The following is a 23,493-nucleotide window of genomic DNA, read 5'->3' on the forward strand; positions in this document are numbered from 1 at the left end:
AACTCGAGGGCGGGTGGGTGCGCGTGCGCGACTCAGCCACGCGGTGTCGCGCGTTTCGTGGCTACCGGCGTCGATGTGGCGTGCATTCCCGCGACACCGCGGCCCGGGGTGTCAGTCGAGATCGGGGTCGCGACCGGTGCGCTCGCCGGACTCGAGGGCCGCGATCGCGGCCAGGTCGTCGGCGTCGAGCGCGAAGCCGAACACGTCGAGGTTCTCACGGATGCGCTCGGGCGATGAGGCCTTCGGGATGACGACGTTGCCCAGCTGGACGTGCCAGCGCAGCACCACCTGCGCCGGCGTGCGAGCGTGCTTGGCACCGATCGCGGCGAGCGTCTGGTCGCCGAGCACCCGCCCGCGCGCGAGCGGCGACCACGCCTCCGTGCGGATCTCGTGCTGGTCGTCGAACTCGCGCAACGGCGTCTGCGGCAGCCACGGGTGCAGCTCGACCTGATTGACCACGGGCCACACCCCGGTCTCGTCGACGAGCCGTTCGATGTGGTGGGCGTGGAAGTTGGCGACGCCGATGGACCGCACCCGACCCTCCTGCTGCAGCCGGATCAGCGCGCGCCAGGTCTCGACATAGCGGTCGGTCGACGGCACGGGCCAGTGGATGAGGTAGAGATCGAGCCGCTCGAGCGCGAACCGGGCCATCGACGCGTCGAACGCGCGAAGCGTCTCGTCGAAGCCGTTGTCGTCTTTCCAGACCTTGCTCGTGACGAACAGCTCGTCGCGCGGCACCTCGGAATCACGGACGGCTTCGCCGACCTCGCGCTCATTGCCGTAGAACGCCGCGGTGTCGAGGTGCCGGTACCCCACGTCGATCGCGTCGAGCGTGAGCCGCCGGGTGTCGGCCCTCGGGACCTTGTACAGCCCGTAGCCGAGCTGCGGGATGGCCGCGCCGTCGGTGAGCGGGAGGCGGGGGGCGGTGAGCTCGGACATGAGACCTTTCGAGGGACGTCGGCGCCGCGTCAGCTCGGCGTGATGGGCACGGGTTCGGTGTCGGGGATCGGGCTCGCGTCCCGCCCGCGCAGATCGGGATGCCACCGGCTCGCGAACGCCGGCACGAGCACGCCGATCAGGGCGAGCGCCCCGGCCGCCCAGAACGCGCCCTGCGCGCCGACCCCGTCGATGAGGAACCCGGCCAGCGCGGACCCCATCGCGGCGCCGATGAGCTGGCCGGTGCCGACCCAGCCGTACGCCTCGGCGGTGTCGGAGAACTTCACGCTCGCCGACACGATCGCGAAGAGCACCGCGAGCGCGGGTGCGATGCCGATGCCGGCGATGAAGAGGGTCGCGGCCAGCCACCAGAACTCCATGGCGAGCGCCGCCAGCGCGGTGCCGACGAACACGATGAGCATGCGGCGCGCGGTCGACCAGGGCCCGATAGGCACGTGACCGAGGCCGAGACCACCGGCGAGCGAGCCGAGGGCGAAGATCGCGAGCACGATCCCGGCCTCGGCGCCGTCGTGGCCGAACACCGCGACGACACCGGCCTCGATCGCCGCGCACGCGCCGACCAGCAGGAAGCCGACCACGGTCGCGAGCAGCACCGGCGGCCGGCCGAGCACGACCCCGAACCGTCGCTTCGAGCGTGGGATGCGGACGCGGCCCAGCTCGGGCGAAGAGATGAACCAGACGCCGCCGACGACCATGAGCGCGGCGGCGAGCAGGATGCCCCACACGGTGCCGATCTGCGTCGACACGAAGGTCGTGACGACGGGCCCGACGACCCAGATGATCTCCTGCGCCGACGCGTCGAGCGAGAACAGCGGGGTGAGCTGCCGCGAGTTGACCATCTTGGGGTAGATGGTGCGCACGGCGGGTTGCACGGGCGGGGTGGCGAGCCCTGCGACGAGCCCGACGATCATGTACAGCGGCACGGTCAGCGGCAGCACGCCGACCGCGATCACGGCGGTCGCGCAGATGACGAGGGTGGTGATCAGGACGGGGCGCATGCCGAACCGGCCCATGAGCCGGCTCGTCATCGGCCCCGCGACGGCCTGGCCGATGGAGGTCGCCGCGAGCACCAGGCCCGCGGCACCGTACGAGCCGGTCTCACGCTCGACGTGCAGCAGGAAGGCCAGGGAGAGCATGCCCGACGGGAAGCGCGCGGTGAGCTGCGCCGCGATGATGCGCGCGACGCCCGGCGTCTTCAGGAGATCGGAGTAGCTGGCCACGGAGGCCAATGCTACTGGCGGTCGTGGCCCCTGCGGCCGCCGGGGCGGCCACGATCCGGGCGCCGCTTCGCCGTCGCGTCCAGGCCCGGCGACGCCGCGCGGAGGTCAGCTCGCGAGCGCCTTGGCGATGCGCTGCGGCGACACCGGTTCGGCGGCGCGCAACTCCTGCGCGAACAGGCCGATCCGCAGCTCTTCGAGGAGCCACCGCGCCCGCACGAGCTGTGCGGCGGCCGTGGGATCGAGGGGCACCGTGCCGCCGGCGCGCTCGAAGGTCTTCACGGCCGTCTCGAACTCGGTCATGAACCGCCGATCGCGGCCCGGGTCGTCCTGCAGCTTGCGCACGCGAAGCACGATGCCCTCGAGATAGCGCGGCAGATGCCGCAGGCGTTCGAGTCCCGTCGCCGACACGAAGCCCGCGGGCACGAGCGCCTCGAGCTGTGCCCGGGCGTCGGCCAACGGGGACATGAGCGTGAGGCTCGCGGCCTTCGAGATCGCCTTGTCGGCCTCGCGCGCGAGGCGCAGGATCCGCGCCACGAGCCCCACGGTCTCGAACATGCGCTCCATCACGATCGCGGCGATCGCGTCGCGTACGGCCTCGAACTCCCTGCGCGTCGTGAGCAGGCCATCTGGATGCCTCGCGACGAGCTCCGCCTCGACGACGGCGGCGAGCACGTCGTCGAGGAGCGCGCGGGGGCCGGGGTAGGCGCTCGCCGCAAGCTGCAGCTTCTCATCGTTCGACAGGTGCTCCTGCACGTAGGCGACCGGAGACGGGGTCGCGAGGACCAAGAGGCGACGGATGCCTCGGCGCGAGGCCCGATCACGGTCCTCCGCGGTCGGCAGCAGTCGCAGCGAGACCGAGGCGCCGTCGTCGACGAGCGCCGGGTAGGCACGGATGACATTGCCGGCCTGGCGGGTGTCGACGTGGGCCGGCATCCGATCCCAGTCCCACGTGGCGATGCCGCCGCGCTCGGCGAGCTCCGGCGGGATGTCGGCCGCCGCCGGCCGAGGCGGTGTGCCCGGGGCATCCGTCTTCGTGCCGCGCGCGCCGCCCGAGGCATCCGCAGCACCGAACGTCGACGCGACCGCGCGCGACGCGCGGTCGGCGAGCCGCGCCTGGAGCGATGCGAGGTCTGTGTCGGTGCCGGCGGTCTTGCCGCGGTCGTCGACCGCGCGGAACGTGACCCGCAGGTGCGGCGGCACGCGCTCGAGGTCGAAGTCGTCGGCGGTGACCGGCGCGAACGTGAGCCGCTTGATCGTCGCGGCGACCACCTCGGCGAACGGCTCGCGCACCGCACCGCCCTCGGGGCCCGCCGGTAGCTCGGCCGAGATCTTCGTCGCCCACTCGGCCACGGGCACGACCTGGCGACGCAGCACCTTCGGCAGCGTCCGCAGCATGGCCGTGATGAGCTCGTCGCGAAGGCCCGGCACCTGCCAGTCGAAACCCGCCGCATCGAGCCGGGGGAGGAGCACGAGCGGCACGACCACCGTGACGCCGTCGTCGTCGGCGCCCGGCTCGAAGCGGTAGCGCAGTCGCAGCGTCTGGTCGCCCTGCCGCCAGCGGTCGGGGAAGCCGGCCTCGGGCCGCTCGGTGCTCTCCTCGACGAGGTCGGATGCCGACATCGTGAGCAGGCCGGGGTCGCCGCGGTGCGCGTCGCGCCACCACCGCTCGAACCCGCGCACATCGGCCACCTCGGCCGGAACGCGCGCGTCGTAGAAGGCGAAGACGGCCTCGTCGCCGACCAGGATGTCGCGGCGCCGGGTGCGCTCCTCGAGCTCGCCGAGCTCGCGCCGCAGGTCGCGATTGCGCCGCACGAAGCCGAAGACGCGCCGGTCGAGGCGGCTGACGTCCCAGTCCTCCTCGACGAGCGCGTGCCGCACGAACAGCTCGCGCGCCAACGCGGCATCGATGCGTGCGAGCTGGATGCGCCGCTTCGGCACGATCGGCACTCCGAAGAGGGTGACCTTCTCGTCGGCGACCGCCGCGCCCTGCCGACGCTCCCAGCGCGGCGCACTCCAGGTGCGGGTGACGAGCGACCCGGCGAGCGGCTCGGCCCAGGCTGGATCGATGCTCGCATTCATGCGTGCGAACAGCCGGCTCGTCTCGACGAGCTCGGCGCTCATGATCGCCTCCGGCGGCTTCTTCGCGAGCGCCGAGCCCGGGAAGACGACGAAACGCGCACCTCGCGCACCGAGGAACTCGGCCTGCTGCCGGCGACCTCTGCGCTCAGCATCGCGTGCCTGACCCGCACCGCCGCGGCCCGAGGACGTGCGCGAGTCGTCACGCAGGCCGATGTGCGACAGCAGACCGGAGAGGAGCGCGCGGTGGATGCCGTCCGGGTTGGGCGCGCCGGCCTCTTTGGCCATGTGCAGGCCGAGCGGCTTCGCGAGCCTGACGAGTTGTCGGAACAGGTCCTGCCATTCCCGCACGCGCAGGTAGTTCAGGAACTCGGCCTTGCAGAGCCGGCGGAACGCACTGCTGCCGAGCTCGCGCTGCTGCGCTTCGAGGTGGTTCCAGAGATTCAAGAGCGACAGGAAATCACTGGTCGGGTCCGCGAACCGGGCATGCGCCGCGTCCGCGAGCTCGCGTCGCTCGAGCGGGCGCTCACGCGGGTCCTGGATCGTGAGTCCGGCGACGATCGCGATGACCTCACGCGAGACGCCCTGCGCCTTGGACTCGAGGACCATCCGGGCGAAGCGCGGCTCGATCGGGAGCCGCGCGAGCTGCCGGCCGATGCGGGTGAGGCGCGGGCCGCGCGCCGGTCGGTCGCCGCGACGGTCGTCGTCGGGCTCGAGCGCGCCCAGCTCGCGCAACAGGTCGAGGCCGTCGCGAATGCCGCGGCCGTCTGGCGGCGTCAGGAACGGGAACTCCTCCACCGGGCCGAGTCCGAGCGAGGCCATCTGCAGGATGACCGCGGCCAGATTGGTCCGCAGGATCTCGGGGTCGGTGAACTCCGGGCGGCGATCGAAGTCGTCCTCGGCGTACAGCCGGATCGCGATGCCGTCGCTCGTACGACCCGAGCGACCCGAGCGCTGATTCGCCGAGGCCTGCGAGATCGGCTCGATCGGCAGCCGCTGCACCTTCGAGCGTGCCGAGTAGCGGCTGATGCGCGCGGTACCCGCATCCACCACATAGCGGATGCCCGGGACCGTGAGGCTCGTCTCGGCCACGTTCGTGGCCAGCACGACGCGACGGCGGAGCCCGGCGACGGTCGAGCGCTCGAACACCCGGTGCTGATCGGCGGCCGAGAGCCGGCCGTAGAGGGGCAGCACCTCGGTGACGCCCGCCGCACCCCGCTTCGCGGTGTGCGCGCGCACGGCCTGTTCCGCATCGCGGATCTCACCCTCGCCCGAGAGGAAGACGAGCACGTCGCCCGGGGCCTCGCGATCGAGTTCGTCGAGCGCGTCGGTGATGCCGCGCTGCACGTCGCGGTCGTCGGCGGCCGCGCCCTCGTCGTCGCTGGTCTCGCGGTCGTCGGCGCTCGCCGTCGACCCGCCGATCGGCCGATAGCGCACCTCGACCGGATAGGTGCGCCCCGACACCTCGATGACGGGCGCGGGCTCGCCCGATGCATCCGCGAAGTGCGTGGCGAAGCTCTCGGGATCGATGGTCGCACTCGTGACGATGACGCGCAGATCGGGGCGGCGCGGGAGGAGCTGCTTCAGGTAGCCCAGCAGGAAGTCGATGTTGAGGCTGCGTTCGTGCGCCTCGTCGATGATGATCGTGTCGTACGTGCGCAGCTCGCGATCCCGGTGGATCTCATTGAGCAGGATGCCGTCGGTCATGACCTTGACGCGCGTGGACGCGCTCACCCGGTCGGTGAACCGCACCTGGTAGCCGACGAGGTCGCCCACGTCGCCGCCCAGCTCCTCGGCGATGCGTTCCGCGATCGTGCGGGCCGCGATGCGCCGTGGCTGGGTGTGCGCGATCGACTCGCGCCCCAGCTCGAGGCAGATCTTGGGCAGCTGCGTCGTCTTGCCCGAGCCGGTCGCTCCGGCGACGATCACGACCTGATGGTCGCGGATGGCGCGCGCGATCTCCTCGCGCTGCGCCGACACCGGCAGCTCAGGGGGGAAGGTGATCGTCGCGAGCATGGCCTTTTATCGTACGGCGCGGTCGGATGTGCGATTCCGGACGCCATGATCGCGGCGGGCGAACGGTCGCGGGTGGGGCGCCTTCGCCGTGGTGGGATAAGACACATGACGCGTGTTCCTCGTATCCAGCTCAATGACGGCCACTCCATTCCGCAGCTCGGCTTCGGGGTCTTCAAGGTGGACCCGGCCGAGACCGAGCGCATCGTGACCGATGCCCTCGAGGTCGGGTACCGGCACATCGACACCGCCCGGATCTACGGGAACGAGGAGGGTGTGGGGCGCGCGATCGCGGCCTCCGGGATCCCCCGTGAGGAGCTCTTCATCACGACCAAGCTCTGGAACGACGATCAGGGCGCCACCACCACCCCCGGCGCATTCGACCGCAGCCTCGAGCGACTCGGCCTCGACTACGTCGACCTGTACCTGATCCACTGGCCGACCCCCGCGAACGACCGGTATGTCGAGACCTGGAACACGTTCGTCGAGCTGCGGGAGACGGGTCGCGTGCGATCGATCGGCGTCTCGAACTTCCTCGCGCACCATCTCGAGCGGCTGGTCGACGAGTCCGACGTTCCGCCCGCCGTCGATCAGATCGAGCTGCACCCGTACCACCAGCAGCCGGCCACGGCGGCGTTCGCCGAGCAGCACGAGATCAAGATCGAGGCGTGGGGCCCGCTCGGGCAGGGCAAGTACCCCCTGTTCGAGCTGCCCGAGGTCACGTCGGCCGCGAGTGCGCACGGGGCTTCACCGGCGCAGGTCGTGCTGCGGTGGCACCTGCAGCGCGGTCACATCGTGATCCCGAAGTCGAACCGCCGCGAGCGGATGGTGGAGAACCTCGACGTGTTCGACTTCGAGCTGAACGACGACGAGATGGCAGCGATCACCGGACTGGAGCGCGAGGGGCGCGTCGGTACGCACCCCGACGAGTTCAACTGACCGGATGACTCGGTGCGGTGCGGTGCGGTGCGGGACAAGACCATCGCGCCGAAACGACCGGCGATCAGGGCCTTCGGCGTCAGCCGGGGGCCCTTCTTCGTGGATGGACAGGGCGCGACACGCCCGGGATGCGAACAGGATTTGGCCCCGGCCCGCGTGGCCACGTACATTCATACATGTCGCCGCGGCGGGCCGGAAAGCGAAAGCGAGACGGGCCGACGGGAATGACGATCTTAGCCAAATAACCTCGAAGGCGCAGAGCTCGAATGAGCGCATTGCGACTCGGTGATTTCAAGCCTAAGATGGAAAATCCACCTCACCAGTGAACACGGTCTTCGGACGGTGTTTCGACGTGGCTCGTGTCCTTTGATGCGACCGGTCGGTTCAGGCCTCTGCAGGTCTGATCTTCACCGAAGTGTGGTACGGTAGATAGGTTGCCCTGAGGGCAGGCCGCAAGGCTGAATCTCGGGTGCGTCCGTTTCTTGAGAACTCAACAGCGTGCACTATGTTCAATGCCAATTTTTGAACCCTGGCCCTGTCTTTGGATGGGGTGGGATTCCTTTGGATTGATGGACAGTCAGCAATGATTGTTTCTCAGTCAGAGATCAAATTTCTGATGCCTGCTTTGGTGGGTGTTGGAGCCATTTTTTTTGGAGAGTTTGATCCTGGCTCAGGACGAACGCTGGCGGCGTGCTTAACACATGCAAGTCGAACGATGAACTCCCAGCTTGCTGGGGGGGATTAGTGGCGAACGGGTGAGTAACACGTGAGTAACCTGCCCTGGACTCTGGGATAACTCCGAGAAATCGGTGCTAATACCGGATAGGACCTTTCCTCGCATGAGGTTTGGTGGAAAGTTTTTCGGTTTGGGATGGACTCGCGGCCTATCAGCTTGTTGGTGAGGTAATGGCTCACCAAGGCGTCGACGGGTAGCCGGCCTGAGAGGGTGACCGGCCACACTGGGACTGAGACACGGCCCAGACTCCTACGGGAGGCAGCAGTGGGGAATATTGCACAATGGGCGCAAGCCTGATGCAGCAACGCCGCGTGCGGGATGACGGCCTTCGGGTTGTAAACCGCTTTTAGTAAGGAAGAAGCCTTCGGGTGACGGTACTTGCAGAAAAAGGACCGGCTAACTACGTGCCAGCAGCCGCGGTAATACGTAGGGTCCGAGCGTTGTCCGGAATTATTGGGCGTAAAGAGCTCGTAGGCGGTTTGTCGCGTCTGCTGTGAAATCTAGAGGCTCAACCTCTAGCGTGCAGTGGGTACGGGCAGACTTGAGTGCGGTAGGGGAGAATGGAATTCCTGGTGTAGCGGTGGAATGCGCAGATATCAGGAGGAACACCGATGGCGAAGGCAGTTCTCTGGGCCGTAACTGACGCTGAGGAGCGAAAGCGTGGGGAGCGAACAGGATTAGATACCCTGGTAGTCCACGCCGTAAACGTTGGGCGCTAGATGTGGGGACCTTTCCACGGTTTCCGTGTCGTAGCTAACGCATTAAGCGCCCCGCCTGGGGAGTACGGCCGCAAGGCTAAAACTCAAAGGAATTGACGGGGGCCCGCACAAGCGGCGGAGCATGCGGATTAATTCGATGCAACGCGAAGAACCTTACCAAGGCTTGACATGACCGAGAACGCCCTAGAGATAGGGAACTCTTTGGACACTCGGTTACAGGTGGTGCATGGTTGTCGTCAGCTCGTGTCGTGAGATGTTGGGTTAAGTCCCGCAACGAGCGCAACCCTCGTCGCATGTTGCCAGCACGTAATGGTGGGGACTCATGTGAGACTGCCGGGGTCAACTCGGAGGAAGGTGGGGATGACGTCAAATCATCATGCCCCTTATGTCTTGGGCTTCACGCATGCTACAATGGCCGGTACAAAGGGCTGCGATGTCGTAAGGCGGAGCGAATCCCAAAAAGCCGGTCTCAGTTCGGATTGAGGTCTGCAACTCGACCTCATGAAGTCGGAGTCGCTAGTAATCGCAGATCAGCAACGCTGCGGTGAATACGTTCCCGGGCCTTGTACACACCGCCCGTCAAGTCATGAAAGTCGGTAACACCCGAAGCCGGTGGCCTAACCCTTGTGGAGGGAGCCGTCGAAGGTGGGATCGGTGATTAGGACTAAGTCGTAACAAGGTAGCCGTACCGGAAGGTGCGGCTGGATCACCTCCTTTCTAAGGAGCACTGGACCAGCTTGCTGGTTCCAGGAGTCCCAGATCGAAGACGTTCGTTCTTCGCTGGGTGCTCATGGGTGGAACATTGAACTAGGTGCTCATCGCAAGGGTTCTTGCTTAGTACGCTGCTTCGTGTTGTTTCGACAACGGGAGTGGTTGGAACGGTCGGGGCCGGCGGGATGGGCACATGCACGCTGTTGGGTCCTGAGGGACCGGGCGCTACTGCCTTCGGGTGGTGTGTGTTGGACTTCTGACAGGCCGTCAGGTCGTACCGGGTGTTTCCGGGTGCGGTTTGGGGGCACTGTTCGTCTGTTGAGAACTACATAGTGGACGCGAGCATCTTAGAAACAACACTTGTGTTGTTTCACAATAGGTGAAACGCATTGGTGGCATCCTTTGGGGTGTTGCTGGTGTGTTCACTGGTCAATTTCTGACCGGTACTTCGGTGCCGGGACGATTGAACTCATGTGATTTCAAGTTTCTAAGAGCAAACGGTGGATGCCTTGGCATCTGGAGCCGAAGAAGGACGTCGTAATCTGCGATAAGCCTCGGGGAGTTGATAAACGAGCTGTGATCCGAGGATTTCCGAATGGGGAAACCCCGCCAGGCCCTTTGGGTGACCTGGTGACTCCCGCCTGAATGTATAGGGCGGGTAGAGGGAACGTGGGGAAGTGAAACATCTCAGTACCCACAGGAAGAGAAAACAACCGTGATTCCGTGAGTAGTGGCGAGCGAAAGCGGAAGAGGCCAAACCGGTCATGTGTGATACCCGGCAGGGGTTGCATGGTCGGGGTAGTGGGACCTTTCGGGCTGTTCTGCCGGACAGTCGCGGTGACTGCGTGTGTGATAGACGAATCGGATTGAAAGCCGAACCGGAGTGGGTGTGAGTCCCGTAGTCGAAATTGCATGCCGGCCGGAAGGGGATCCCAAGTAGCACGGGGCCCGAGAAATCCCGTGTGAATCTGCCAGGACCACCTGGTAAGCCTAAATACTTCCAGATGACCGATAGCGGACAAGTACCGTGAGGGAAAGGTGAAAAGTACCCCGGGAGGGGAGTGAAATAGTACCTGAAACCGTTTGCTTACAAACCGTTGGAGCCTCCTTGTTGGGGTGACAGCGTGCCTTTTGAAGAATGAGCCTGCGAGTTAGTGATCTGTGGCGAGGTTAACCCGTGTGGGGTAGCCGTAGCGAAAGCGAGTCTGAATAGGGCGATTCAGTCGCAGGTCCTAGACCCGAAGCGAAGTGATCTATCCATGGCCAGGTTGAAGCGACGGTAAGACGTCGTGGAGGACCGAACCCACTTCAGTTGAAAATGGAGGGGATGAGCTGTGGATAGGGGTGAAAGGCCAATCAAACTTCGTGATAGCTGGTTCTCTCCGAAATGCATTTAGGTGCAGCGTTGCGTGTTTCTTGCCGGAGGTAGAGCTACTGGATGGCCGATGGGCCTCAACAGGTTACTGACGTCAGCCAAACTCCGAATGCCGGTAAGTGAGAGCGCAGCAGTGAGACGGTGGGGGATAAGCTTCATCGTCGAGAGGGAAACAACCCAGACCACCGACTAAGGTCCCTAAGCGCGTGCTAAGTGGGAAAGGATGTGGAGTTGCACAGACAACCAGGAGGTTGGCTTAGAAGCAGCCACCCTTGAAAGAGTGCGTAATAGCTCACTGGTCAAGTGATTCCGCGCCGACAATGTAACGGGGCTCAAGCACGCCACCGAAGTCGTGGCATTCATACAATCGATAGGCCTTCGTGGTCCAGTCGTGTGGATGGGTAGGAGAGCGTCGTGTGCTGGGTGAAGCGGCGGAGTGATCCAGCCGTGGACGGCACACGAGTGAGAATGCAGGCATGAGTAGCGAAAGACGGGTGAGAAACCCGTCCTCCGGAAGACCAAGGGTTCCAGGGTCAAGCTAATCTGCCCTGGGTAAGTCGGGACCTAAGGCGAGGCCGACAGGCGTAGTCGATGGACAACGGGTTGATATTCCCGTACCGGCGAAGAACCGCCCACACAAAATCAGAAGTGCTAAGCATCCCAAGACCGGGTGATCCCTTCGGGGTGAGGCCGGTGGCGGCATGCGACCCCGTCTGGTGGCGTGAGCGTATTAACAGGTGTGACGCAGGAAGGTAGCCCAACCCGGGCGATGGTTGACCCGGGGCAAGCGTGTAGGCCGAGTCGTAGGCAAATCCGCGACTCATTACGGCTGAGACGCGATGCGGATGAAAAGTGGGTGATCCTATGCTGCCGAGAAAAGCATCGACGCGAGGTTCTAGCCGCCCGTACCCCAAACCGACTCAGGTGGTCAGGTAGAGAATACCGAGGAGATCGAGAGAATCGTGGTTAAGGAACTCGGCAAAATGCCCCCGTAACTTCGGGAGAAGGGGGGCCTGAAGCGTGAACCCACTTGCTGGGGGAAGCGTGGATGGCCGCAGAGACCAGTGGGAAGCGACTGTTTACTAAAAACACAGGTCCGTGCCAAGTCGCAAGACGATGTATACGGACTGACGCCTGCCCGGTGCTGGAAGGTTAAGCGGAACGGTTAGCACTTCGGTGCGAAGCTGAGAAGTTAAGCCCCAGTAAACGGCGGTGGTAACTATAACCATCCTAAGGTAGCGAAATTCCTTGTCGGGTAAGTTCCGACCTGCACGAATGGCGTAACGACTTCCCAGCTGTCTCAACCGCGAACTCGGCGAAATTGCATTACGAGTAAAGATGCTCGTTACGCGCAGCAGGACGGAAAGACCCCGTGACCTTTACTACAGCTTGGTATTGGTGTTCGGTGTGGCTTGTGTAGGATAGGTGGGAGACTATGAAGCTGGCACGCTAGTGTCGGTGGAGTCATTGTTGAAATACCACTCTGGTCACTCTGGATATCTAACTTCGAACCGTGATCCGGTTCAGGGACAGTGCCTGGTGGGTAGTTTAACTGGGGCGGTTGCCTCCCAAAAAGTAACGGAGGCGCCCAAAGGTTCCCTCAACCTGGTTGGCAATCAGGTGGCGAGTGTAAGTGCACAAGGGAGCTTGACTGTGAGACTGACAGGTCGAGCAGGGACGAAAGTCGGGACTAGTGATCCGGCAGTGGCTTGTGGAAGCGCTGTCGCTCAACGGATAAAAGGTACCTCGGGGATAACAGGCTGATCTTGCCCAAGAGTCCATATCGACGGCATGGTTTGGCACCTCGATGTCGGCTCGTCGCATCCTGGGGCTGGAGTAGGTCCCAAGGGTTGGGCTGTTCGCCCATTAAAGCGGTACGCGAGCTGGGTTTAGAACGTCGTGAGACAGTTCGGTCCCTATCCGCTGCGCGCGTAGGAAATTTGAGAGGATCTGACCCTAGTACGAGAGGACCGGGTTGGACGAACCTCTGGTGTGCCAGTTGTTCCGCCAGGAGCACCGCTGGTTAGCTACGTTCGGGATGGATAACCGCTGAAAGCATCTAAGCGGGAAGCCGGCCTCGAGATGAGATTTCCATCCCTTCGGGGGAGAGGCTCCCAGTAGACGACTGGGTTGATAGGCCGGATGTGGAAGCACGAACTAACGACGTGTGAAGCTGACCGGTACTAATAAGCCGATAACTTGACAATCACTACACCCAACACCGTTTTCAAAGGCTGGTGTGGGTGGCCCCAAACAGATTGCTCGCGTCCACTCTGTGGTTCTGGACAGACGAACCAACAACTCAACACTTGAACACCCCAACCCCCTGACACCCGCACACGGTGCCACAGGGTTGGGCCACGAGACCACACACCCCAACCCGCACCCAAAGGTGCGACCCGTGGGTGTGGCCAGAGTTTCGGCGGCCATAGCGCGAGGGAAACGCCCGGACACATTCCGAACCCGGAAGCTAAGACTCGCAGCGCCGATGGTACTGCAGGGGGGACCCTGTGGGAGAGTAGGACACCGCCGGACATTCTTTGAACGAAGAGCCACCCAAAGCTGGGTGGCTCTTCGTGTTTCACCGCACCGAAGCGCCACGCAGTATCATCGCGATGCTGGGTGGCTCTTCGTGTTTCACCGCACCGGAGAGCCACGCGGCGTCATCGCGATGCTGGGTGGCTCTTCGTGTTTCACCGCACCGGAGAGCCACGCGGCATCATCGCGATGCTGGGTGGCTCTTCGTGTTTGACTACCTCTATGGCCGAGCGACTCGCGGAGGCGGTGAGCCCGTACCTCCGGGCGCACGCCGACAATCCCGTGGACTGGTACCCGTGGGGACCCGAGGCGTTCCAGGCGGCCGTCGAACGAGACGTGCCCGTGCTCATCTCCGTCGGCTACGCGACGTGTCATTGGTGCCACGTCATGGCGCGCGAGAGCTTCAGCGACCCCGAGATCGCTCAGCTCCTGAACGAGCGATTCGTCGCGATCAAGGTGGATCGCGAGGAACACCCGGGCGTCGACGGCAGCTACCTCGCCGCCGCGAGCGCCTTCACCCGGCAACTCGGCTGGCCGCTCACCGTGTTCGCCGACCCCAAGGGGCGCACGTTCTACGCCGGCACCTACTTCCCACCACGGCCGGTGCAGGGCGTGCCGTCCTTTCGAGAGGTGCTCGCCGCGGTCTCGGAAGCCTGGCGCGACCGTCGCGGGGAGCTCGAGCGCACGGCCGACGCGGTCGCCGAGGCACTGGCCGCAGCCGCCCTCGTCCCTGAGGGCACCGGGGTGCCTGACCAGGCGGCGATCGCGGATGCCGTTCGGCGCCTCGCCGACGACGAGGACCTCGAGCACGGCGGGTTCGGCGGCGCACCCAAGTTCCCCGTGGCGCCCGTGCTCGCCTTCCTGACCGCGGCGAGCCCCGAGGGCCAGGAACTCGCGACCCGCACGATGCGGCGGATGGGCGCCTCGGCGCTCCGGGACCCGGTCGAGGGCGGCTTCTTCCGCTATGCGACCCGCGCCGACTGGACCGAGCCGCATTACGAACGCATGCTCTCAGACAACGCGTTGCTGCTCGGCGTCGCCGCCGACCTGAGGCGTTCGGGCCGGAGCGAACACTGGCTGTCAGACCTGGCGAACGGGCTCATCCGGTTCCTCACGACCGTCATGCGGCTCCCATCCGGCATGTTCGCGAGCGCACAGGACTCCGAAAGCGTCATCGACGGCCGACGCGACGAAGGCGGGTACTACCGGCGCGATGCCGTCGCACGTGCCGAGCTCGCGCCGCCCGCCCTCGACGAGAAGGTGCTCACGGGCTGGAACGGCCTCGCGATCGGCGCACTCGCCCGCGCGGGGGCCGCATTCGGCGACCCGGCCGTGATCCAGACGGCCCGGCGCGCGGCAGAAAGCCTGACCGCGGCGCACCTCCGCGCCGACGGGACGCTCGTCCGTGCGTCCCGTGACGGCCGGGCGTCCGAAGCGCGGCCGGCGCTCGAAGACACCGGCATGCTCGCCGAGGGCCTGCTCGAGCTGTCGCTCGCGACCGGTGAGGTGCGGTGGGCGCGGATCGCGCGTGAGCTGGTCGACGCGGCGCTCGATGCAGCTCGCGACGGGCTCCCGTTCGGCGTCCCTGGGGGCGCCGATCCGGTCCTCGACGCGCACGGGCTCGCGCTGCCGCCCGACCCGGCCGAGGGCGCGACTCCGTCGGGCGTGACGTCGACCGCGCGTGCCGCCTGGCTGCTCTCCGCGCTCGGCGCGGGCGACCGGTACCTCGAGGCCGCGACCGCGGCGATGGCCGGCGTGGCGGCCGTCGCGGTCGAGCGGCCCATGGCGTTCGGCGGCGCGCTCGCGCTCATGTCCGAGCTGACCGCCCCGCTCGTGCAGGTCGTCACGGTGCTCCCGGACCCTGCGCCATCCGACCCTGCGCCATCCACCGGCCGCGACTCGGCGGATCGCCGGATCACGGAGCTCGTCGCGGCGACGCGGCACCACGAGGCATCCGTCGCGGTCGTGGTGACCGATGCGCAGGCGCGCGCGTTCGCCGCCGCCGGATTCGAGCTGTTCGCCGCCCGGACCGCCGGTGAACGCGGCCGGGCCTACCGGTGCGAGGCGTTCGTCTGCGCGCTGCCCGTCGAGGACGCCGCCGCGCTCGAGAAGCTCGCGGCCGGATGAACCCGTTCGAGTGGCTCTTCGATGCGACGCTCACGATCGGCGATCAGCAGATCCTGTGGCGTGAGATCGTCGGCAACGGGTTCGGACTGGCGAGCGCGCTCGGCGGGCTGCGCCGAAAAGTGTGGGCCTGGCCCGTCGGCATCGTCGGCAACGCGCTGCTGTTCACGGTGTTCCTCGGTGCGGTCTTCCACACGCCGAACCCCGTGAACCTGCTCGGCCAGGCCGGGCGGCAGCTGCTGTTCATCGCCGTATCGATCTATGGCTGGATCGAGTGGGCCCGACACCGTCATGCGAGCGCGGACCACGTGGCCGTCGAGCCGCGCTGGGCGAGCTGGAAGGTGCGCGTCGCGCTCGGCCTCGGCATGGTCGGTGGAACGCTCGCGCTCACGCCGGTGTTCCAAGCGCTCGGATCCTTCGAACCGGTCTGGGCTGATGCCTGGATCTTCGTGGGCTCGTTCCTGGCGACCTGGGGCATGGCGAAGGGCTGGACCGAGTTCTGGCTGATCTGGATCGCGGTCGACATCGTGGGTGTGCCGTTGCTCGTGAGCGCCGGCTACTACGCCTCGGCGCTGCTCTACGGGTTCTACGGCGTGTTCACGCTCGTCGGGTTCATCACGTGGTCGCGTATTCAGCGCAGGTCGCGCGGGGTCACCACGGTGCCGTGATGCGGTCGAGCAGGGCCCAGACGGCGGTCGACAGCTCGGGGTGGTCCATGGCGATGTCGCGGAGGATGTCGAACTCGAAACGTTCGGCGTCGCCGGAGCGTGCCGCCGGGTGGTGCGCGCGAGCGCGCGCGAGACTCCAGCGCTCGGAGTGCAGACGGTCTTCGCGGAGCGTCGCGACCACCTGCTCGTCGACCGACGGCAGCTCGGGCAGGAACGACCACGGATCCTCGCCGAGCCGGCACCGCAGCTCGATGAGCGCCGCGAGTTCGTCGCGGGCGTCTTGACGCAGTCGGTCGAGCGTCGTCGCCTCGGTCATGCGAGACCTCCCTCGATGGTGGTGTCGATGCTACCCAACGTACGGGCGACGTATGACGGCGCGGTTACAGCGCACGTCCCAGCGTGACCGTCAGATGACGAACGGATGTCCCGCGGCGCGCTGATTGAATGGACGGATGCAGCTGCCTGAGCCGGACCGCACGACGTTCCCTGCCCGTTGGGAGCGGGATGACCCGTCCGCCGAGACCGTCGCCCTCGTCGACGCGCTGCGCGCCGACCTCGGATCGGCCGGCTACTCGGTCGCCGGGGTCGAGGCGCTATGGCGCCGATACGGTGGCGAGCTCGACCCCGGCGAGGCGCTGCGCCGTGGGCACCGCGTGCCCGCGTTTCGAGCGCTCGCATCGGTCTCCGGCGCGGATGCCCCATGCGCCACGCTGACCCGGCTGTTCCTGCTGGGCCTGCCGCAGCCGGCGGACGAGGTCGCGGCGGCGCTGCCGCGCCTCGGCCTCGCGGGTGCGGTCGAACTCGGGCTCGTGGCATCCGCCGCCGGGGCCGATCCCGCCGTACCCGCCCGCGTCGCTGCGCTCGTGGACGTTCGCCCCTACGCCTTCGCCGACGCGGTCGGCGAAGGGGAGTGGTGGATCGCGTCCGACCCGGGTGAGCTCGCGACCGGTGGCGCGCTTCCCGAGGATCACGTGCTGGGGGTCGGCGGTGCCACGACGACGCTCAGCGGCCTGCTCCTGCAGCGCCCGGCGGCGGTCACCCTCGACCTCGGCACGGGCAGCGGCATCCAGGCGATGCACGCGGCCAGGTTCAGCGAGCGGGTCGTCGCGACGGATGTCTCGGCGCGCGCGCTGGCGTTCGCGCGGTTCACCGCGCGGCTGAACGGCGTCTCCTCGATCGAGTTCCGGCTCGGCAGTCTGTACGAGCCGGTCGCCGGCGAGACGTTCGACCGGATCGTGTCGAACCCGCCGTTCGTGATCACGCCGCGCCGCGAGGGTGTGCCGGCCTACGAATACCGCGACGGCGGACTCGTGGGCGATGCGCTCGTCGAGGCGGTGCTGCGCGGCGCGGCCGACCGGCTCGCCCCCGGTGGCATCGCCCAGTTCCTGGCCAACTGGGAGCGTCGGCCGGGCGTCGACGGGCTCGAACGCGTCGCGTCCTGGCTCGACGAGGCTGGGCTCGAATACTGGGTGATCGAGCGCGAGGTGCTCGACCCGACCCGGTACGCCGAGACCTGGATCCGCGACGGCGGCACGCGCGTCGGCACCACCGCGTTCGAGGCGTTGCACGAGGCCTGGCTCACGGACTTCGCCGAGCGCGGGGTCGTGGGCGTCGGGTTCGGGTACGTGCTGCTGCGGAAGCCCGCGCCGGGGGAGGTGCCGCGGATGCGGCGCACGGAACGGCTGCACGGCGCGGCCGGAGAGAATCCCGGCGGCCTCGGCGCGCACCTCGCAGCGGTGCTCGACGCCGACGACGAGCTGGCTCGTGTCGACGACCGGGGCCTTCGTGCGTTCGCTGTCGAGGTCGCACCCGATGTGACGGAGGAGCGGCACCACTGGCCGGGCGCCGAGTCGCCGACGGTGATCCTGCTGCGCCAGGGCGGCGGATTCGGCCGGGTGATCGACGTCGGCACCGCGGTCGCGGCGCTCGTGGGCGCCGCGGACGGCACGCTCCCGCTCGGTGTGCTCGCCGACGCCATCGCCGACCTGCTCGAGGTGGACCCCACCGCGCTGTGGGACGAGCTCGCGCCGCAGGTGCGTGACCTCGTGCACGCGGGCATCCTGCGTCCGGCGGTGGCGGCGTCGTCGGCGGTGGTGGCGGCGTCGGCGGTGGCGGCTTCGGCCGTGCCTTCGGTCGCCGCACCGCCCGTGCCCTGACCGGGGCGCCGCGAGCGCTCAGACGGTGCCCGCGGGCGGCCAGACGCCGATGATGAGCGCCATGACGATCACGGTGACGAGCTCGTGCGAGATGTTGAGCAGCGTGAGGGCGGCGGGGCGCCGCTCGAAGGCGTCATGGGTGATGAACCTCGCCGCCGTGAATCCGGCCCAGAGCATGGTGCCGACGGCGACCGCGGTGCCGAGGTACCCGCCGTCGAACGCGAGCCACGCGGTCTGCGTGGCGAGCGCGAGCACCCACGCGCTGATGAAGCTCACGATCACCGTGGTGATGATCGCCCCGACCGCGCCGCTCGTCGAGTCGAGGTCGACCTTCGCGAGCTCCGCCCAGCGCGTGCCGAACACCCGAGGGGTGTACCAGACGGACCCGATGACGAGGGTGGAGAGGGTGGCGACGATGACCGCCCAGTAGTTGACATCGACGAACATGGCAGACCTCCGCAGGACCGGCCGCGGCAGCGGCCTCGTGCCCGGAGTCTAGCGGCGAGGCATCCTCGATTTCGCGAGCTGTGCACACTTCGTGAACTCAGTACACAATGAAGTGGGTTCAGGGCGCCGATGGATGCTGTTCAGGCGCGGGCTCAGCCGGCGCGGGTATCCTCGTGAGGCATCCCGCGCGAAAGCGAGCCCATGGCCACAAGTCCGTTGTCCGACTCCCCGTACGAGGTGCTCGGCGTGCCCGCCGACGCCGACGCGACGGCGCTGCGCGCCGCCTACCGGAAGGCGCTTCGCCAGGCGCACCCAGACACCGGCGGCGATCCCGCGGCCTTCCATGCGGTGCAACGGGCCTGGGAGCTCGTCGGCACGCCCGAGGCGCGCGCCGCGTTCGACCGCGGCCGCGGCACCGCAGGCACGCCGGTGCGCGAGGCATGGGCGCCGACCGCGCCGAAGGCGCGCCGGGACTCGCGGCCCCTCGCGCGCGCGTACGGCCACCCGGGCGGGTTCTCGCGCGAGCGGTATCTCGTGCTCGTCCGCGAGTGGGCGGGGCGCGGCGTCGAACTCGAGGATCCGTACGATCCGGCGCTCGTGCGCTCCGCACCGCGCGAGCTGCGGCACATCCTCGCGGACGCGATCGCCGAGGAGGCGACGGCGCGCGCACTGCCCTCGCTCGGCATCGCGTACACGATCTGGCATGACCTGGCGACGGAGGCCGCAGGTCCCGGGCTCCCGCCGAAGCTCGACCACCTCGTGCTGGGTCCGTCCGGCCTGTTCGCCATCCAGTCGGAGGACTGGGGCGGCGAGGTGTCGATGCACCGCGGCGAGATCGTCGGCGAGGCGCTCGACGGCGAGCGGCCGATCCGGGCGCTCGCCGCACGGGCGAAGGCGATCGGCCGAGCCGCGCGTGTGAAGCCGACGGCGCTCATGGTCGTCGTGCCCGACGAGCACCTCGCCGAGCCGATGGAGCTCGGCGGCACCGTGCGTGGCGCCGGGGTCGCGCTCGTCCGCCGGTCGCGGCTGCTCAGCGCCGTGCGCGAGGGGTTGCCGGGGTCGGCGCACCTCGGCGGCACCGAGGTCATGGAGGTGCGCTCGCGGCTGCAGGCTGCGGTGCGGTTCGCCGAGTAGACGCCTGGCATCGGCGGGCCTCGGTAGGCTGGTCGCACCATGGCTGTTGCGACCGACGCGTACGTTTCCGATTTCGCCGAGTTCATCAAGGCCTCGCCTTCGTCTTACCACGCTGCGGCCGAGGTGGCCCGCCGACTCGAGGCCGTGGGGTTCGCGCGGCTCGACGAACGCGACGCCTGGCCGACGGGTGCCGGCGGCCGCGTCGTGGTGCGCGACGGCGCGGTGATCGCGTGGGTGCAGCCCGAGTCCGTCGACGCGTCGTCGCCGTTCCGCATCCTCGGCGCGCACACCGACTCGCCCGGCTTCAAGCTCAAGCCGAACCCGTCGAGCGAGGCGGCCGGCCTCAGCCAGGCGAACGTCGAGGTCTACGGCGGCCCGCTGCTGAACTCGTGGCTCGACCGCGAGCTCGAGCTGGCCGGCCGGCTGGTGACGGTCGACGGCGCCGAGCACCTCGTGCGCACGGGCCCGATGCTGCGCATCCCGCAGCTCGCCATCCACCTCGACCGTGAGGCGAACAAGGGGCTCACGCTCGACCGGCAGCGGCACGTGCAGCCGATCTGGGCCGCGGGCGAGCCCGGGGACATCCTCGCCCTCCTCGCCGAGCGCGCGGGAGTCACGCGCGCCGACGTCGCCGGGCACGACGTGCTCACCGCGGCGACCACCGCGCCCGAGCGTTTCGGCCGCGACGACGTGTTCTTCGCCGCGGGCCGCATGGACAACCTCACGTCGGTCTACGCGGGTCTGGCCGGCCTGCTGGCCGCGCACGAGGGCGGGACGGATGCCTCGGCGCCGGCGCATCTCCCGGTGCTGGCCGCGTTCGATCACGAGGAGCTCGGATCGGAGTCGCGCTCGGGCGCGGCCGGCCCGTTCCTCGAGGATGTGCTCTCGCGCATCGCGGTGGGGCTGGGCGCGAGCGACGACGAACGTCGTCGTGCGTTCGCCGACTCGTGGCTGCTCTCCTCCGACGCGGGACACGCCGTGCACCCGAACTACCCCGAGAAGCACGACCCGGTGAACCGGCCGGTGCTCGGCGGCGGTCCGTTGCTGAAGCTCAACGCCAACCAGCGCTACGCGACCGACGCGGTGGGCTCGGCCCTGTGGGAGCGGGTGTGCCGTGCTTCGGGAGTCACGACGCAGCCGTTCGTGTCGAACAATGCGATCCCGTGCGGCTCGACGATCGGCCCGATCTCCGCGACGCGACTCGGGATCCGCACGGTCGATGTCGGCGTACCGCTGCTCTCGATGCACTCGGCGCGCGAGCTCGCGCACGTCGACGACCTCGCCGCGCTCGGCCGCGCGGTCGAGTCCTTCTTCGCGGGCGCCTGACGGCGACACACGTGTCGAGCGCCGAGGCGCGTGCGGGAGGATGGCGGGAAGTCATCGAATCCGGTCGGGATCTGACGGGCGCGCGTGCGATCGCGGCTGCCAGGCTCGGCGCATGACCGATTCCGCCGTACGTACCAGCGCCCTCTTCGAGCACGTCGCGACCTCTGCGGACGCCGTGCGTCATTTCCGGGGCCGGCTCGACTTCGAGACGGATGTCTCGGACGTGCGCGCCGCGCTCGCCGCCGATCAGGGTTTCGTGCTCATCGACTCGCGCAGTGACGAGGCCTGGGCGCAGGGGCACGTGCCGGGTGCCGTGCACCTGCCGACGCGATGGATCCGCGAGCGTGCGGCCACGCTCATCGCGCCCGGCACGCCGGTCGTGGTCTACTGCTGGGGGCCCGGCTGCAACGGTGCGACGCGCGCCGCGCTCGAGTTCGCGCTGCTCGGCCATCCCGTGAAAGAGATGCTCGGCGGCTTCGAGTACTGGGCGCGCGAGGGTTTCGAGATCGAGACGGCCGAGGGGCTCACGCATCCGACACCCGACCCGCTCACCAATGTGGTGCCGACCGGCGGTCCGGTCTTCGCCTGCGCCTGCTGACACGACACGGGACCCGGCGGGCCGCTCCGTGGAGCCGCCCACCGGGTCTCGCCGTATGCGTCGGCGCGTCGACCCGTCAGCTGATCTTCTTCCGGTAGATCGCGACCGCGAACCCGTAGGCGACGACGAGGATGCCGACGAGCCACGCGAGCGCGATCCAGATGTCGCCGCCGACGGGCTGGCCCGCGAACAGCGCGCGGATGGTGTCCACGATCGAGGTCACGGGCTGGTGCTCCGCGAACCACGCGACCGGCGCCGGCATCGAGTCGGTCGGCACGAACGCCGAGCTGATGAACGGCAGGAAGATCAGCGGGTAGCTGAACGCGCTCGCGCCGTCGACGGTCTTCGCCGAGAGCCCCGCGATGACCGCGAGCCAGGTCAGCGCGAGCGTGAACAGCACGAGGATGCCGACGACCGCGAGCCACGCGAGCACCGAGGCGCCCGTGCGGAACCCCATCAGCAGGGCCACGCCGACGACGATCGCCATGGACGCGAGGTTCGCGACCAGCGACGTGAGGACGTGCGCCCAGAGCACGCTCGATCTCGCGATCGGCATGGACTGGAACCGTTCGAAGATGCCGCCCTGCAGATCGAGGAACAGCCGGTACGCGGTGTACGCGACACCCGACGCGACCGTGATGAGCAGGATGCCGGGCAGCATGTAGTCGACGTACGACTCGCCCGATCCCGTGTTGATCGCCCCGCCGAGCACGTAGGTGAACAGCAGCATCAGCGCGATCGGCGTGACCGCGGTGGTGATGATGGTGTCGGGGCTGCGCAGGATGTGCCGGAGCGAGCGGGCGGTGAGGATACCGGTGTCGCCGAGGACGTGCGTGGTCATCGAGGTCTCCTTCTTCGAGGTGGGTTCGGTCGCAGCGGGGAGGGTGGTGGTCATCGGTCTGCTCCTTCACGTGCGTCGTCGAGCCCGGGCTCGACGGGTGTCTCGGCCGGCTCGGCCTCGCCCACGAGCGCGAGGAACACATCCTCGAGCGAGGGCTGCTTCTCGACGTACTCGACCTTGGCGGGCGGCAGCAGCTGCTTCAGCTCGGCGAGTGTGCCGTTCTGAACGATCGTGCCGCGGTGCAGGATCGCGATGCGGTCGGCGAGATGCTCGGCCTCGTCGAGGTACTGCGTGGTGAGCAGCACGGTCGTGCCGCCCTCCGCAAGCTGCTTCACGGTCTGCCAGACCTCGAGACGAGCCTGCGGGTCGAGCCCGGTCGTCGGTTCGTCGAGGAAGATCACCGATGGGTTTCCGATCAGGCTCATGGCGATGTCGAGCCGTCGGCGCATGCCGCCGGAGTACGTCGCCGCGCGCCGGCCGCCGGCGTCGGTGAGGGCGAATCGTGCGAGGAGCTCGTCGGCGATCGCCTCCGGGCGCTTCACGTGCCGGAGCTTCGCGACCAGCACGAGATTCTCGCGGCCGGTGAGCACCTCGTCCACGGCCGCGAACTGGCCGGTGAGGCTGATGGCGTTGCGGACCCGGCCGCCCTGGGTCGCGACGTCGAGGCCGTCGACGGTGGCGGTGCCGGCGTCGGCCTTCAGCAGCGTCGAGAGGATGCGCACGACGGTGGTCTTGCCGGCGCCGTTCGAGCCGAGCAGGGCGAAGATGCTGCCGCGCTCGACGTCGAAGTCGACGCCGCGCAGCACGTGCAGCGTCTCCTTCTTCTGCGGGTAGGACTTCTCGAGGCCGCGGACGCGGATGGATGGGGCTGATATGGTCATGATTTCGTCCAGTTCTCTGATGGCTGATGGAACG

14 protein-coding genes and 3 rRNA genes are annotated in these 23,493 nt (G+C 67.8%); 10 read left to right on the plus strand and 7 right to left on the minus strand.

The genetic code is table 11. The features are described 5' to 3' along the window. Positions 1 to 111 precede the first annotated feature (111 nt). From QU602_RS05110 to hrpA, 3 genes are all read right to left on the minus strand, one after another. Positions 112 to 939, minus strand: coding sequence for an aldo/keto reductase (locus QU602_RS05110; RefSeq protein WP_308799143.1), 828 nt, complete (start codon positions 937 to 939; stop codon positions 112 to 114). 29 nt (positions 940 to 968) lie between these two features. Continuing rightward, positions 969 to 2,177, minus strand: a complete 1,209-nt coding sequence (locus tag QU602_RS05115; protein WP_308799144.1) for an MFS transporter — start codon at positions 2,175 to 2,177, stop codon at positions 969 to 971. A gap of 105 nt (positions 2,178 to 2,282) precedes the next feature. After that, positions 2,283 to 6,269, minus strand: coding sequence for an ATP-dependent RNA helicase HrpA (gene hrpA / locus QU602_RS05120; protein ID WP_308799145.1), 3,987 nt, complete (start codon positions 6,267 to 6,269; stop codon positions 2,283 to 2,285). Between the two features lie 105 nt (positions 6,270 to 6,374). Between hrpA and QU602_RS05125 the strand changes: the two genes are divergently transcribed. The 6 genes from QU602_RS05125 to pnuC all read left to right on the plus strand — a co-directional run bounded on the left by QU602_RS05125 (position 6,375) and on the right by pnuC (position 16,076). Then, positions 6,375 to 7,205 (plus strand): aldo/keto reductase, encoded by an 831-nt coding sequence (locus QU602_RS05125; protein WP_308799146.1) that lies wholly within the window; start codon positions 6,375 to 6,377, stop codon positions 7,203 to 7,205. A gap of 647 nt (positions 7,206 to 7,852) precedes the next feature. Then, positions 7,853 to 9,377: ribosomal RNA gene (locus tag QU602_RS05130) — 16S ribosomal RNA — on the plus strand. Between the two features lie 471 nt (positions 9,378 to 9,848). Further along, positions 9,849 to 12,953, plus strand: a 23S ribosomal RNA gene (locus tag QU602_RS05135). 211 nt (positions 12,954 to 13,164) lie between these two features. After that, a 5S ribosomal RNA gene (gene rrf / locus QU602_RS05140) occupies positions 13,165 to 13,281 on the plus strand. Together the 16S, 23S and 5S rRNA genes form the textbook arrangement of a ribosomal RNA operon. A 225-nt stretch (positions 13,282 to 13,506) precedes the next feature. Next, positions 13,507 to 15,411: a thioredoxin domain-containing protein gene (locus tag QU602_RS05145; protein ID WP_308799147.1), complete on the plus strand. Its 1,905-nt coding sequence runs from the start codon at positions 13,507 to 13,509 to the stop codon at positions 15,409 to 15,411. Next, a complete protein-coding gene (gene pnuC / locus QU602_RS05150; RefSeq protein WP_308799148.1) occupies positions 15,408 to 16,076 on the plus strand; it encodes a nicotinamide riboside transporter PnuC in 669 nt (222 codons plus the stop codon). Before QU602_RS05145 ends, pnuC begins: the two co-directional genes overlap by 4 nt. Here pnuC and QU602_RS05155 read toward each other — a convergent pair. After that, complete coding sequence (locus tag QU602_RS05155) at positions 16,060 to 16,392, minus strand: hypothetical protein (RefSeq protein ID WP_308799149.1); 333 nt, start codon at positions 16,390 to 16,392, stop codon at positions 16,060 to 16,062. The genes pnuC and QU602_RS05155 overlap by 17 nt on opposite strands. Before the next feature lie 136 nt (positions 16,393 to 16,528). Here QU602_RS05155 and QU602_RS05160 point away from each other — a divergent pair, with 136 nt between their 5' ends. Then, positions 16,529 to 18,232 (plus strand): DUF7059 domain-containing protein, encoded by a 1,704-nt coding sequence (locus tag QU602_RS05160; protein ID WP_308799150.1) that lies wholly within the window; start codon positions 16,529 to 16,531, stop codon positions 18,230 to 18,232. A gap of 18 nt (positions 18,233 to 18,250) precedes the next feature. On the opposite strand, the gene QU602_RS05165 is transcribed toward QU602_RS05160, so the two are convergent. Beyond that, positions 18,251 to 18,679: a DUF1761 domain-containing protein gene (locus tag QU602_RS05165; RefSeq protein ID WP_308799151.1), complete on the minus strand. Its 429-nt coding sequence runs from the start codon at positions 18,677 to 18,679 to the stop codon at positions 18,251 to 18,253. Positions 18,680 to 18,880: 201 nt separating this feature from the next. Here QU602_RS05165 and QU602_RS05170 point away from each other — a divergent pair, with 201 nt between their 5' ends. The 3 genes from QU602_RS05170 (at position 18,881) to QU602_RS05180 (ending at position 21,737) form a co-directional block, all read left to right on the plus strand. Further along, the gene (locus tag QU602_RS05170) at positions 18,881 to 19,813 is read left to right on the plus strand and encodes a DnaJ domain-containing protein (protein ID WP_308799152.1); all 933 of its coding nucleotides are present in this window, start codon (positions 18,881 to 18,883) and stop codon (positions 19,811 to 19,813) included. 39 nt (positions 19,814 to 19,852) lie between these two features. Then, positions 19,853 to 21,139, plus strand: a complete 1,287-nt coding sequence (locus QU602_RS05175) for a M18 family aminopeptidase (protein ID WP_308799153.1) — start codon at positions 19,853 to 19,855, stop codon at positions 21,137 to 21,139. 112 nt (positions 21,140 to 21,251) lie between these two features. Beyond that, positions 21,252 to 21,737 (plus strand): rhodanese-like domain-containing protein, encoded by a 486-nt coding sequence (locus tag QU602_RS05180; protein WP_308799154.1) that lies wholly within the window; start codon positions 21,252 to 21,254, stop codon positions 21,735 to 21,737. Positions 21,738 to 21,813: 76 nt separating this feature from the next. On the opposite strand, the gene QU602_RS05185 is transcribed toward QU602_RS05180, so the two are convergent. Further along, entirely contained in the window at positions 21,814 to 22,578 is a 765-nt protein-coding gene (locus tag QU602_RS05185; RefSeq protein WP_308800088.1) for an ABC transporter permease, read from the minus strand. A gap of 50 nt (positions 22,579 to 22,628) precedes the next feature. Further along, entirely contained in the window at positions 22,629 to 23,459 is an 831-nt protein-coding gene (locus tag QU602_RS05190) for an ABC transporter ATP-binding protein (RefSeq protein WP_308799156.1), read from the minus strand. Between the last annotated feature and the right edge of the window lie 34 nt (positions 23,460 to 23,493).

The sequence above is a fragment of the Agromyces protaetiae genome, from assembly GCF_030866785.1.
GTDB lineage: Bacteria > Actinomycetota > Actinomycetes > Actinomycetales > Microbacteriaceae > Agromyces > Agromyces silvae.